The organism is Azonexus hydrophilus (assembly GCF_001956855.1).
GTDB lineage: Bacteria > Pseudomonadota > Gammaproteobacteria > Burkholderiales > Rhodocyclaceae > Azonexus > Azonexus hydrophilus_A.
Window position 1 is genome coordinate 276,662 of record NZ_MTHD01000004.1, and the last position, 13,763, is coordinate 290,424.

General features: G+C 64.3%; 10 protein-coding genes. 4 read left to right on the forward strand and 6 right to left on the reverse strand.

Features of this window, described 5'->3' with window-relative positions:
* Positions 1-6 precede the first annotated feature (6 nt).
* Genes BJN45_RS12625 through BJN45_RS12645 form a run of 5 tightly spaced genes read right to left on the reverse strand, consistent with a single transcriptional unit; the run spans position 7 to position 8,933 of the window.
* Complete coding sequence (locus BJN45_RS12625; RefSeq protein WP_076095763.1) at positions 7-5,478, reverse strand: hybrid sensor histidine kinase/response regulator; 5,472 nt, start codon at positions 5,476-5,478, stop codon at positions 7-9.
* Positions 5,479-5,497: 19 nt separating this feature from the next.
* Complete coding sequence (locus BJN45_RS12630; RefSeq protein ID WP_076095765.1) at positions 5,498-7,621, reverse strand: methyl-accepting chemotaxis protein; 2,124 nt, start codon at positions 7,619-7,621, stop codon at positions 5,498-5,500.
* 39 nt (positions 7,622-7,660) lie between these two features.
* Positions 7,661-8,173: a chemotaxis protein CheW gene (locus BJN45_RS12635; protein WP_076095767.1), complete on the reverse strand. Its 513-nt coding sequence runs from the start codon at positions 8,171-8,173 to the stop codon at positions 7,661-7,663.
* Between the two features lie 5 nt (positions 8,174-8,178).
* Positions 8,179-8,544 carry a response regulator transcription factor gene (locus BJN45_RS12640; RefSeq protein WP_076095769.1) on the reverse strand — a complete coding sequence of 122 codons (366 nt, stop codon included), beginning with the start codon at positions 8,542-8,544 and terminating at the stop codon, positions 8,179-8,181.
* A gap of 14 nt (positions 8,545-8,558) precedes the next feature.
* Positions 8,559-8,933, reverse strand: a complete 375-nt coding sequence (locus BJN45_RS12645; protein ID WP_076095771.1) for a response regulator — start codon at positions 8,931-8,933, stop codon at positions 8,559-8,561.
* A gap of 221 nt (positions 8,934-9,154) precedes the next feature.
* Between BJN45_RS12645 and thiD the strand changes: the two genes are divergently transcribed.
* The 4 genes from thiD to sugE are packed head-to-tail and all read left to right on the forward strand — an operon-like array spanning position 9,155 to position 12,267.
* Complete coding sequence (gene thiD, locus BJN45_RS12650) at positions 9,155-10,018, forward strand: bifunctional hydroxymethylpyrimidine kinase/phosphomethylpyrimidine kinase (protein ID WP_076095773.1); 864 nt, start codon at positions 9,155-9,157, stop codon at positions 10,016-10,018.
* Positions 10,005-10,652 carry a thiamine phosphate synthase gene (gene thiE, locus BJN45_RS12655; protein ID WP_076095776.1) on the forward strand — a complete coding sequence of 216 codons (648 nt, stop codon included), beginning with the start codon at positions 10,005-10,007 and terminating at the stop codon, positions 10,650-10,652. Before thiD ends, thiE begins: the two co-directional genes overlap by 14 nt.
* A complete protein-coding gene (gene hemL / locus BJN45_RS12660) occupies positions 10,649-11,932 on the forward strand; it encodes a glutamate-1-semialdehyde 2,1-aminomutase (protein ID WP_076095778.1) in 1,284 nt (427 codons plus the stop codon). The genes thiE and hemL overlap by 4 nt, the downstream gene beginning before the upstream one ends.
* A complete protein-coding gene (gene sugE, locus BJN45_RS12665; protein ID WP_076095780.1) occupies positions 11,929-12,267 on the forward strand; it encodes a quaternary ammonium compound efflux SMR transporter SugE in 339 nt (112 codons plus the stop codon). Before hemL ends, sugE begins: the two co-directional genes overlap by 4 nt.
* Here sugE and mgtE read toward each other — a convergent pair whose 3' ends face one another.
* On the reverse strand, positions 12,268-13,710 hold the full coding sequence (mgtE, locus tag BJN45_RS12670) for a magnesium transporter (protein WP_076096117.1): 1,443 nt from the start codon (positions 13,708-13,710) through the stop codon (positions 12,268-12,270).
* Positions 13,711-13,763: the final 53 nt, after the last annotated feature.

Genomic DNA, 13,763 nt, shown 5'->3' on the forward strand with positions numbered 1-13,763 from the left:
GTCGTTTTACGCGGTTTTTCCGCAGTAGCCGGCAAGCAGGCCGAGCAGTTCCTCTTCGTCGTACGGTTTGCCGAGGTAGTGGTTGGCACCGATTTCCAGCGCGTAGTTGCGGTGCTTGTCCGCCGTCCGCGACGTGATCATGACCACCGGGATCGTCCGCAGGCGTTCGTCGGCACGCAGGTTGCGGACGAAGTCGAAGCCGTCCATGCGCGGCATCTCGATGTCCGACAGGATGACATCGGGCAAGGTATCGATCAGGTGTTCCAGCGCATCGACGCCGTCCTTGGCCAGGATCACCTGATAGCCTTCGCGCAACAGCAGGCGGCTGGTGATCTTGCGCACCGTCAGCGAATCATCGACCACCATCACTGTCGGCAGATGCTGCACGACCTGCGCCACCGGCGCGGACGAACGGGCGGCCTGGTTTTCCGCCAGATTTTCCAGCAGCCCGCGACTGGCCAGCGCCACCGGGTTGAGGATCAGCACCACCTGACCGTCGCCGAGCACCGTCGCCCCGGAGATACCGACAACGCGGGCAAGCTGCGCGCCGATGTTCTTGACGACGACTTCCTGATTGCCGCGCAACTCGTCCACCAGCACCGCCACCCGCTGCGAACCCGAGCGCAACAGCAGCACCCAGTACTGCCGATGCGCCTCGGGCAATGCCCCGGCATCGCCGAGCAGGTGCGGCAGGAAATGGAACGGATAGCGATTCCCCTGCCATTCGGCCTCGCCGGCCTCGCGGATCGCCGCCAGCCCCTTTTCCTTGAGTTCCTGCACCTGCTCGATCATCGTCGATGGCACCGCGTACAACTGGCTGCCGGCGCGCACCAGCAAGGTCTGGGTCACCGCCAGCGTCAGCGGCAGGTAGAGGCGGAAGGTCGTTCCCTGGCCGGCCTCGGTGACAATTTCAATGCGCCCGCCAAGGGCGCTGACGGCGGTCTTGACGACGTCCATGCCGACCCCGCGGCCGGCCACCTGACTCAGTTCTTCGGCGGTCGAGAAACCCGACTGGAAGATGAAATCGAGCAGCGCTGCGTCGCTGATTTCCTGTCCCGGCTGCACCAGGCCCATGGCCTCGGCGCGCGCCCGGATGCGCTGACGGTCCAGACCCTTGCCGTCATCGGCCAGGCTGAGGATGATTTCGTTGGCTTCCTGCGACAGCTTGAGGACGATTTCACCGGTTTCCGGTTTGTCGACCGCAAGCCGCTGCTCGCGCGTTTCGATGCCGTGGGTGACGGCGTTGCGCAGCATGTGCTCGATCGGCGCCATGATCTTTTCCAGCACCGAGCGGTCGATTTCGACCTGACCGCCGACGATGTCGAAGTTGGCACGCTTGCCGACTTCCTTGGCGGTCTGCCGGATGATCCGGTACAGACGCTCGGCCTGGCTGGCGAACGGCAACATGCGCACGCCCATCAGCTCCTGCTGCAGGCCGCGATTCAGCCGCGCCTGGGCAAGGATCGCCGCGTTGGCGTCGTCGAGGTTCTTGAGCAGGTTCTGCTGCACCGTCGCCACGTCGTTGACCGACTCGGCCATGAAGCGCGTCAGTTCCTGGAAGCGGGTGAAGCGGTCGAGTTCGAGCGGATCGAACTCGGCCTGACCGTCGTGCGACTGGGCGACGCGGGCCTGGATCTGCGTTTCCGCCTGGATTTCGATTTCGCGCAACTGCCGGCGCAGGCGGATGACGTTTTCCGTCAGGTCGAGCAGCGAGCCCTTCAGGCTGCGCATTTCGCCCTCGATCCGGGCGCGGGCGATCGACAGCTCGCCGGCCTCGTTGACCAGGCGATCGACCAGGTCGGCCCGAACGCGCAGCATGGCGCGCTGGCCACTGCCTTCACCGTCGCCGTCGAGTTCGCTGATGGCTGGCTGAACGGGCTTGGCCACAGCCGCCTCGACCGTTGCCCCGACCGTTGCCTCGGCTTCGGCAGCAGGCGCTTCCGGCGGCCCGCTGCGCAAGTGTTCGGTTGCCGTTGCCAGGGCATCGCAGCCGGCCTCGATCTCATCGATCAGCGCCGAACTGGCGCTACCGGCCTTGATCGCTTCCTGAACGCGGGTTTCCAGCAGATGGGTCGCTTCGCCCAGGTTCATCGCCCCGGCCATCCGCGCATTGCCCTTGAAGGTATGCAGCAGGCGGGCTATGGCCCGTGGCGGAGCGTCTTCGCCCGGCCCGATGCGCCAGGCGCGCAGTTGTTCGGTCAGTTCGCGCACCTGCTCGGCGGCTTCTTCGAGGAAGATCGGCAGCAGTTGTTCGTCAAGCTCGTCGGTCAGTTGGCGGACCGGTTCAGCCGGGGCCTGCGTTTCCTCAACGACCGGCTCGCCGGCTTCCTGCGCCAGCGTCCGGACGCCGGGCAACTGGATGATCTGCGCCCCTGCTGGCATCTCGACGGCAGCCTCGGCCTCGGCAACCGGCGCCGGATGGTAGACATCGTCCAGCGCAGCAATCAGTTGCGGCTGCTCTTCCGGCGCCAGCTGTGCCGCCAGTCCGGCGAACATTTCTTCCAGCGTCAGGATCGCCTGACGGACGGTTTCCAGCCCCTCGACGCTGTCCGGCTGGGCCGAACCGTCGCGGCGCAGCAAGGCGTGCTCGAGCGCAATCGCCAGATGATTCAGCGGCATCAGGCCAACCGTGGCGGCGATGCCGCCGAGCGTATGGGCCGCCCGCGTCATTTCGAACGTCGTCGCCGCCGCCGGCTGCGCATCGAGTTCGGCAAAGCTGTCGAGCAGCGTCTGCAAATGGCCGCGCGCTTCCTCGCGGAATATTTCATAGAGCGTCTGCGAACTGCCATTGGCCGCCGGCACTTCCACCGGTATTTCCTCAAGCGCTGGCGGCAGCGCTTCAGCGAGCGCATCCGCCATCGGCAAATCGTCGAAGGCTTCGGTGGCAGCCTGCAGATCGAAATCGAATCCGCCAGCGTCTTCTGACTGCACCTCAAGCTCGGCCTCTGCGGCAGGCGCAGATTCGGGCTCAGCTTCGATATCCAGCTCAAACGAGACCAGCTCTGGCTCGACATCCGTTGCCGGCGCTGCCGGTTCGCTGGCGGCAACCGGGACAACAGGCTCTGCCAGCGGCTGCTCGACCCCGCGCAAACTGCCGGCGAGCGCGATCAATGCCCGCGCATCCGGCGCCGGTGCCACACCACTTTCCAGATGCGCCACCCATTCGGCAAACAACGCATGTGCAGCATCGATCATGGCCAGCAGTTCGGGCGTTATCGCCATGTCCTGACGCAGCCAGAGATTCAGCGTCTGCTCGACCGCCCAGGCCGTCTCGCCGAGGTCGGTGAGACCAACCATGCGCCCGGAACCCTTCAGTGTGTGCGTAGACCGGCGAATCGTCGTCAGTGCTTCCCGATCATGCGGGTTGGCAGCCAACAGGGCCTTCTGTTCCGCCATCGAGGCCAGCACTTCATGGCCTTCCTCGATGAAGATGTCGAGCAGCTCGGCGTCGATTTCCTCGTGGCTGGAACCGGCCAGCTGCAGCGTTTCCGCTGACGGCTGCGGCGCTTCGACCTGCGGCGTACGCAGGCCGGACAAGGCAACATCGACCTGCTCACCGGATTCCAGCGCGGCCAGCGCCGCTTTCGCCGACTCACCCAGCTCGCGGTCGGCAACGAGGTCAGCATCCTTCTGGATGGATGCCAGGTTCAGCTTCAGCTCATCCTGCAAACGGGTATCGTCAGGCGCTTCGCGCAGGGCGTCGGCCAGCGCCCGCGTCTCGCGTGCCTGCTGGGCCAGTTCCGCCTCGACGGTGACGACCGCCGGATCGCTGTCCGGCAATGCGTCTGCATTCTCGTCACCGTGCAGACGACGGACAAAGGCGTCATAGCTGGTTTCGCCGTGCTGCAGCGAATCGACGAAGAAACCGAGCAGCGACAACTCGTCGGCCACCCGCTGGAAGTCTCCGTCCACCGGCTGGTAGTCCGGCTCGGCAAAAGCTTCGATGTGGGAAATCGTGCTTTTAAGGGTGTTGACCGCAGAAAAATGCCCGAGCATCGCCAGCGCACCGCTGATCTGCTTGAGTGGCGCTTCCAGCTGGCCCATCTCGAAACCCTTGGCCGGGGTCCGGAAAAACGCATCCAGCGTCTGCTCGATCTGGGCCAGATTGTTCTGGATTTCGCGCCCGACCTGGGCGATCAGCAGCTTTTCCTGCGCCCGGCGCGTCATTTCGTCGAGCAGCGGCACCTCGCCGCCGGCCGCCGGACGACCGGCGATGCAGGCGTGGATGCGATCGACCATCAGGTCCACCTGCTGGGCAAAATCCCCTCCCAGACGACGGAAGTTCTCGTGCGCACTCTGCAGCAGCAGGATGGCGGTCGCCACCTCCATCGCTACACCATCGTTGAACCGTGCGGCATCTTCCTGCAACCAGCCGGCAATGGCAGCCAGCGCCTGACCGAGACGCTTCAGGTCGGTATGGCCGATCTCCCCGGTGATCTGGGCGCAGGCCCGCGCCTGGTCGGCGAAGGCGGCCAGACTGGCCGGACTGCCGGCGCAGTACTTGTTCCACACTTCCTCGATGCTGACGAGCAATTCGCGCAGCCGGCGCAATGCCTGTTCCTGTACCTTGGGCAGCGTCTGCACCACGGCCACGGTCGGCAACTGGGCCGGCAGGTCGAAAATCTGCTGCGCCTGGGCCACCAGCGAATCCGGCTCGGCCGGTGTCCGGGCAACGTAATACAGGGCTTCGCGCATGACCCGCTCGGCCAGGTTGCCCGAGCCCTCGAGCAGGCGCCGGATCTGCAGGTCGATCCGGGCGCACAACTGGCGCGCCAGCGGCTCGATGGCGACATCGGGCTCGTCCAGCGCCTCAAGGAAGGCCTGCGACACCCACCAGAAGGAGCGGGCACCGGGCGTCGGCTGCATGGCTTCGATGGCAGCCAGTGCCTCGCCCATCGCCTGCCGTCCATCAGCCTTCTGTTCCGGCTCGGTCAGCCACTTCAGCAAGCCCTTCTGGAAACGCGTGCGCTGCTTGCGCAGCAGCCGCTTCATTTCATCCGGCGCCAGCGTCGGCGGTACCACGGTCGAGCGCGGCGGGCGCTGGCTCAGGTCGGGATAGAACAGATCCCCCGGATGCACCGGCGGCAAACCCCGGATCTCCGCCAGACTGGCACACACCGGCAACATCCGCAGCGGCTGGTGCGGCTCGCCGGCCATCAGATCGTCGAGGTACTGGCGCAACGCCGCCAGCGACTCGCGGACCACCGTCAGCGCCGCTTCGTCACGCGCCAGGCTTTCTTCCTCGAGGGCCAGCAACAAGGCTTCGAGCGACTCGGTCATCTCGGTGATGCCGTTCAACCCGACAATGTCGAGCGCTCCGTGCACCTGGTGAACATGGGTCCGGCAGAACTTCAGCTGCGTTGCATCGGCGTTCGCCACGAACAGGCCCAGCGCTTCCTCGGCGCGCAACAGCGCCTGGTCGATCTCGCCCTTGACCCACGTCAGCGGGCCCAAATCGAATTCAGTTGCCGCGTTCATGCTCTCTCGCGTCTATGGGTCAGTCGACCTTGAAACCGGCAACCGAACCCTTCAGTTCGGAAGCCAGGGCAGAAAGTTCATCAACCGCCTCGGCAGTACGCTGCGTACCGGCCGTGGTCTGCTCGGTGACACGCAGGATGTCCTGCATCAACCGGGCAACGTTGGTGGCGGAATTGGCCTGACTCTGCGTCGAGCTGGAAATGCTCTGGATCAGGTCGGCCAGATTGCGCGACACCTGACCAATCTCGGACAGCGCCTGACCGGCAGCATCGGACAGTTTCGCCCCCTCGACCACGCCCTGCGTCGATTGCTCCATGGCGGACACGGCATCCTGCGTATCGGTCTGAATGGTCTTGACGATCGCCGCGATCTGCTTGGTTGCTTCGCCGGAGCGCTCGGCCAGTCGTTGCACTTCTTCCGCAACGACGGTGAAGCCGCGTCCGGCATCACCGGCGGAGGCTGCCTGAATGGCTGCGTTCAAGGCCAGCACGTTGGTCTGTTCGGTAATGTCGGAAATCAGTTCGACGATTTCACCGATTTCCTGCGAGCTTTCGCCAAGGCGCTTGATCCGCTTCGAGGTCTCCTGAATCTGGTTGCGGATTTCGTTCATGCCCTTGATCGAGTCCTGCACGGCCAGCGTTCCCTTCTCGGCGGCCATCAGCGACTGGTTCGCCACCTGGGCGGACTGTGTCGCGTTACCCGAAACCTCGTTCATCGACCGCGCCATGGCCAGCGCCGACTGGCCGGCTTCCTGAATTTCGCTGGACTGACGTTCGGCAGCCGCAAGCAGTTCGGCCGAAGTCTGGCGGGCAATTTCCGTTGCCGCCGTCACCCGGTTGGCCGCATCGTTGATCCGGCCAACCAGCACGCGCAGTTCTTCAATCGTGTAGTTGATCGAGTCGGCGATGGCGCCGGTGATGTTCTCGGACACGGTCGCAGTGACGGTCAGGTCGCCGTCGGCGAGATCGCCGAGTTCGTTCATCAGGCGCAGAATGGCGTCCTGGTTTTCACGATTGACCTGCTCCGAACCCAGACGCTGCTTTTCCACCTCCTGCGTACGCCTTTCGGCATCGGCAAGATAGACCCGTACCAGCATGACCAGCACACCCAGTGCCGCAGCGATCAACACGACCAGCGCAACAACGAACAAGGCCCGGCCGCTCATCGCGTCCTGATAACCACGCGCCAGTTCGTCGGTGGCCTTGAGCAGTTCTTCGCTGTCGCGGAAGATGCGCGAACCGGCCTGCTTCGACAGGACCAGCGGCTGCATGTTGCCGAGAATGCCGGAAATAGCCGTCTCGTAATCCTTGAATGCCGCTTCCAGCGCTTCGACCTTGCTGCGCGTATCGGCATCGTTGACACCACGGGTCAGGCCCTGCATCAGGTCGCGGAAATTGTTGGTGTCCTTGCCCAGCAGGAAGGCCACTTCCGGGTTTATCTCGGCACCGACGAGAAGGGCTGAAGCGTTCTTGGCGATCCGCTGAGTCAGCATGACCAGCTGGTTGGCCGCCGCGATCTCGCGTGCCGTCGCCCCTGCCTGCAGCTTGAGCGCCGCGACTTGTTCGGTCAGTTCCAGCATCACCGAATTGTTGTCATCGATGGTGGCGACGTTCTTGCCCAGATCGATCAGGTTCTTTTCCTGCCCGATCACCGTTTCGGCGTCCTTGTCGGTCTGCGCCCAGCGTCCGCTGAGGGCATCGAGCTGCGTCTGCACCGCGCCCGGAGAGGCCGGCACGCTGACGCTGCCGAGCTCACCACCGCGCGTCAGTTTTTCCATCAGCTCGCCGAAGGTCGCACGCGACTCCTTGAGCTGGGCGAAGGCAACGGGATTCCCCTGCAGCGCCAGCGACGACGCCTTGGCGAGGCGCTGGGACAACATGCGCATTTCGCCGGAGGCCGCCACATACGCCGTGGCATGAGCCGAGTCGCGATTGTCCCGGGCGACCAGGATGGCAATGATCAACAACAGGACCACGAACACCCCGCCTAGGATCTTCATCTGCTGGATCGCCGACTTCCCGGAAAGGAAGGTGGGCCCGGCAGATGCCGCAGGCTTTGCCGGCATCTCGTCACCGGTCACGGTAAACGGCGACATGTCCTTCTTCGATGCCCCGAATTTCGGGAATTTGAAGCTCAAAGCCATTTCTAACCTCCACTTGGACCCGCCGGAGCGGATCCGCTTTTATATTCCGATATTCATGAAACGCTGATCAGCCAGCAGTTCGCGCACGGCCAGCTTGCGCCAGACCCGCCCGTCGGTGTCGGCGAAGCGCTGCCGCCCCCAGGCAGGGAATGCCTCGTCGGCAGTCATTGCGGTGAAATTTTCCGGCTTCTTCAAACCCAGCATGCGCGACACCAGCAAGGCCGCGTTCGATCCATGGCGCGCACCGATCAGCAGCAGGCGGGCATTGGCATTGCGGGGCGTCGGCGGGCTGTCGAGAAAAGCCGCGAAATCGCTGACTGCGTAAAGATTGCCGCGCACATTGGCGATCCCGGAAAACCACGGATGGGTCAGCGGCACAGAGGCCAGCTGCGGTGCCTGCACGATCTCGCCACCGTCGGACAGGTCGATCAGCCAGCCTTCACCACTGACATCGAGCCCCAGCCACGATGATGAACCATGCCCCTGCGCGGCATCGCTGAGGCGACCGGCCAGATAGGTCTGGAAATCCCGCAGGCTGCTCTTGCGCGCCATGACGGTCAGGGCAGGGCAGCGATGCGCTGCAGGAGTTCCTGCGGATTCAGCGGCTTGACCAGGTAATCAACGGCGCCCTGACGCAAGCCCCAGATCTTGTCGGTCTCCTGCCCCTTTGACGTGCAGACGATGACCGGGATGTGCTTGGTTTCCTCGTCCCGGGTCAGCGTCCGGGTCGCCTGGTAGCCGTTGAGGCCAGGCATGACGACATCCATCAGGATCAGGTCGGGTTTGCTGGCCTTGGCCTTGGCAATCCCTTCCTCGCCGTTTTCGGCGGTGGACACCAGATAACCGGCCTTGCTCAGCAGATCGACTGCGAAAAAGCGCTCGGTCGGCGAATCGTCAATGACGAGAATATTCTTGACGGGCATTCTTGCTCCCTGAACTACTGTTTGATTTCCGTTTCCACCGGCAATGCAAAACTGGCAACCGTTTGCAGCAGGCTATCCTTGGTGAAGGGCTTGGTCAGATACTGGTCCGACCCGACCATGCGTCCGCGCGCCCGGTCGAACAAGCCGTCCTTGGAGGACAGCATGATCACCGGAGTGGCCTTGAAACGCGGGTTTTTCTTGATCAGTGCGCAAGTCTGGTAACCATCGAGACGCGGCATCATGATGTCGCAGAAAACGACAGCCGGTTGATGATCGGCGATTTTTGCCAGGGCATCGAATCCGTCTTCGGCAAGAACAACCTGACACCCCGCCTGCACGAGAAAAATCTCGGCGCTACGGCGTATCGTGTTGCTGTCGTCGATGACCATTACACGGACGCCGCGCAGTCTCGATAAATCAGTCAATTCCCTGCCCCCTGAGTGTCTCTTGGCGCACTTTGCATATGCCTGTCATCTTACTACGGAACCGGCAGCAATCCACAACCTGCAAGTCGCCAAGCATACCCGGACAAATCGGCGTCGGCATCCCGTAATCGGATAGAATCGCGCATTCGAATCATCGCTTCCGCCGCATCCGCTGCGACCCTCCCATGCAGACTGCCACGCCCACACCGGCAACTCCGCCACAGGTTCTCGTTTTCGCCGCCAGCGATCCGACCAGTGGCGCCGGCATCCAGGCCGACATCCTGACCCTGGCCAGCCTCGGTTGCCACCCGCTGACCGCCGTCACCGCACTGACCGTTCAGGACACCACCGGCGTCCAGAGCCTGCTGCCGACCACCGCCGAACTGCTGGAGCAGCAGGCGCGCACGGTGCTCGAAGACATGCCGGTGGTCGCCTTCAAGATCGGCCTGCTCGGCAGCGTCGAGAATGTGCTGGCGGTGGCCGAGATCGTCTCCGACTACCCGGAAATCCCGCTGGTGTTCGACCCGGTGCTCGCTTCCGGCCGCGGCGACAACCTGTCCGGCGAGGAAATCATCGCCGCGATGCGCGAGATGCTGCTGCCGCAGACCACGATCATCACCCCCAACGCCCCCGAAGCACGGCGACTCGCCGAGAGTGACGAGGACGAAAACGAGCCGTCGCTCGACGTCTGCGCCGAACGCCTGATCGAGATGGGCGCGCAGTACGTGCTGATTACCGGCACTCACGAAAACACGCCGGAAGTGGTCAACACGCTGTACGGCGCGAGCGGCGTCATCCGGCACGACCGCTGGGAACGCCTTCCCGGCAGCTACCACGGCTCCGGTTGCACGCTGGCGTCGGCGATTGCCGGCTGCATTGCCGGTGGCGCCAGCGTCGAGGAGGCGGTGCGCGATGCCCAGGACTTCACCTGGCAATCACTGAAGAACGGCTTCCGTGGAGGCATGGGACAGTTCATTCCCGATCGCATGTTCTGGGCCCGCGACGACGAAGCCGATGCTGACAAGGGCAAGGGTGATGAACCAGCCTGAATTGCGCACGCAGTTGCGCGGGCTCTACGCGATCACGCCCGAATGCGTCGATGGCGCCCGGCTGCTGGCGCAAGTCGGCGCTGCGCTGGCCGGTGGCTGCCGCCTCGTGCAGTACCGCGACAAGCTGAGCAGCATGCCCGAGCGCGTCGCTCGCGCCCACGCGCTGCGCCAGCTGACGCGACAGCATGGCGCACACCTGCTGATCAACGACGATCTGGCGCTGTGCACGCTGGTTGACGCCGACGGCGTCCACCTCGGCCGCGGCGACGGCGACCTGCGCGTCGCCCGCGCCATTCTCGGCCCACAGCGCCTGCTCGGCGCTTCCTGCTACGCCGATTTCGACACTGCCGTCAGCGCCGCGGAAATCGGTGCCGACTACGTCGCCTTCGGTGCCGCGTACCCGTCGCCGACCAAGCCCGAGGCCGCGCCGGCGCCGGTCGACCTGTTTTTTCGGGCAAAAACCACGTTGACCGCAAAAATCTGTGCCATCGGCGGCATCACCGTCGCCAATGCACCACCGTTGATCGCCGCCGGCACCGACCTGCTGGCGGTCATCACCGACCTTTTCTCGGCGTCCGACATCACTGCCCGCGCCGCCCAGTACCAGGCACTTTTCGAGGGAAAGAAATCATGAGCTCACGCAACCAGCAACTGTTCGAACGCGCCCAGCGCCACATTCCCGGCGGCGTCAATTCGCCGGTACGCGCCTTCCGCTCGGTTGGCGGCACGCCGCTGTTCTTCCAAAAAGCGGCCGGTGCCAAGGTGCAGGATGCGGACGGCAAGTGGTACACCGACTACGTTGGCTCCTGGGGTCCGATGATCCTCGGCCACGCCCACCCTGAGGTCATCGCCGCCGTCCAGGCCGCAGTCGTCGACGGCCTGTCGTTCGGCGCGCCGACCGAGCGCGAAGTCGAGATCGCCGACCTGCTGTGCGAAATGGTGCCGTCGATGGACATGGTCCGCCTGGTCTCGTCCGGTACCGAAGCGACGATGAGCGCCATCAGGCTGGCCCGCGGCTACACCGGCCGCGACGTACTGATCAAGTTCGAAGGCTGCTACCACGGCCATTCCGATTCGCTGCTGGTGAAGGCCGGCTCGGGTGCGCTGACTTTCGGCAACCCGTCGTCCGGCGGCGTGCCGGCCGACCTGGCACAGCACACGATGGTGCTCGCCTACAACGATCCGCAGCAACTTGCCGACGCGTTCGCGCAACATGGCGACAGGATCGCCGCCGTCATCGTCGAACCGGTGGTCGGCAACATGAACTTGATCGCACCGACCCAGGCCTTTTTGAACGCAATGCGCGAGTTGACCGCAAAACACGGCGCCGTGCTGATTTTTGACGAAGTGATGACCGGTTTCCGCGTCGGCCTGCACAGCGCCCAGGGTCTGTACGGCATCACGCCGGACCTGTCGACCTTCGGCAAGATCGTTGGCGGCGGCATGCCGATGGGTGCTTTCGGCGGCAAGCGCGAGATCATGGAACAGATCGCCCCGCTCGGCCCGGTCTATCAGGCTGGCACGCTGTCCGGCAACCCGATCGCCACCGCCGCCGGCCTGGCGACGCTGAAACTGATCCGGAAAAACGGCTTTTACGAGGCGTTGACCGCAAAAACCCAGGCCTTGTGCGACGGTCTCGTCGCTGCCGCCCGCAAGCACGGTGTCGCCTTCAGCGCCCAGAACGTCGGCGGCATGTTCGGCCTGTACTTCGCCGCCAGCTGCCCAGGCACCTACGACGAGGTGCTGGCCTGCGACAAGGAAGCCTTCAACCGTTTCTTCCACGCGATGATCGCCGCCGGCCATTACTTCGCACCGTCGGCCTTCGAAGCCGGTTTCGTCTCCGCTGCGCACAGCGACGCCGATATCGCGGCGACGGTGGCAGCGGCCGACGCCTGGTTTGCGAGCAGCAAATGAGCAGCGGCGTCGCCTGGATCATCCTCGCCATCGCCGGGCTGTGCGAGATCGGCTGGGCGGTCGGACTGAAATATACCGAGGGCTTTTCGCGGCTGTGGCCGAGCGTGTGGACGGTGATCGCCATGGTTGCCAGCGTCGCGCTGCTCGGCTGGTCGCTGAAAGTGCTGCCGCTGGGTACCGCCTACGCGGTGTGGACCGGCATCGGCGCCGTTGGCACCGCCATCCTCGGCATCTACCTGTTCGGCGAGTCGCGGGAAGTTGCGCGGCTGGTCAGCATCGGCCTGATCGTCGCCGGCATCGTCGGGCTCAAGCTGCTGACCCCGGACGCCCACTGATCACATCAGGAACAGCGTCGCCAGTCCGAGAAAGATGAAGAAGCCACCGGAATCGGTCAGCGCGGTGATCATCACCGAGCCACCGATGGCCGGATCGGCGCCGAATTTCTGCCGCATCAGCGGAATGCCGACACCGGCCGAAGCCGCCAGCAGCAGATTCAGCGTCATCGCTGCCGTCATCACGATCCCCAGCTGGTAACTGCCATACAGCCACCAGGCGGCAAGCCCGAGCAGGCTGCCCCAGAGCAGGCCATTGATCGTGGCCACACCCAATTCCTTGCGCAACAGACGACGCATCGCATCCGGCTGCACCTGGCCCATGGCGATGGCACGCACGATCATGGTGATCGTCTGGTTGCCGGAGTTGCCGCCGATGCCGGCGACGATCGGCATCAGTGCCGCCAGCGCAACCAGCTTTTCGATTGAATCCTCGAAGGCGCCGATGACGCGCGACGCGAAAAAGGCCGTGACCAGATTGACTGCCAGCCAGGCCCAGCGGTTCTTCACCGAATCCCAGACCGAGGCGAAGATGTCTTCTTCCTCGCGCAGACCGGCATGCGCCAGTTGCTCGTGCTCGGCTTCCTCGCGGATGTAGTCGACGACATCGTTCACCGTGACCCGGCCGAGCAGCTTGCCATCGCCATCGACCACCGGCGCCGACACCAGGTCGTAGCGCTCGAAGGCCTTGGCCGCGTCCTCGGCTTCGTCGTCCGGTTCGAATTCGACGAAATCGGTCTGCATCAGACTGCCAACCTCGACATCGACTTCGTTGACCAGCAGGATGTTCAGCGGCAGCACACCTTTCAGGCGCTCGTCGCGATCGATGACGAACAACTGGTCGGTGTGATCGGGCAGTTCTTCGAAACGGCGCAGATAACGCAGCACGACTTCCAGCGTCACATCCTCGCGCACGGTGACCATGTCGAAGTCCATGATCGAGCCGACCGACTCTTCCGGATAGGACATCGCCGCGCGCAGATGCTCGCGCTCGTCGGCCGGCAGGCTGCGGAAGACGTCGTCGATGACGCTCTGCGGCAGATCGGGCGCCAGGTCGGCCAGTTCGTCGGCATCGAGGCTTTCGGCGGCGGCCACCAGTTCGTTGCGCGCCATCGACTCGATCAGGCTTTCGCGCACCGCGTCGGAGACTTCCAGCAGGATTTCGCCGTCGTGCTCGGCCTTGACCAGATCCCAGACGATCAGCCGCTCATCCGGCGGCAAAGCCTCGAGAATGTAGGCGATGTCGGCCGGGTGCATCGGCTCCAGCTTGTTCTGCAACTCGTGCAGATGCTGCTTGTGCACGATGTCCTCGACCAGATCGTGGCGCGGCCCCTCCTGCCGGTGCACCAGATCTTCCACCAGCTTGTGCCGGGCGAGCAGGGTCTGCACCTCGGCGAGGCGCTCCTGCAGATCTTCGGCATCAGTCAGTTGGTTGTCTTCACTCATGGTGCAGCGCCGCAAATGGAGGCCCATTTTAGCACCGGGCAGATGTCGCCTTC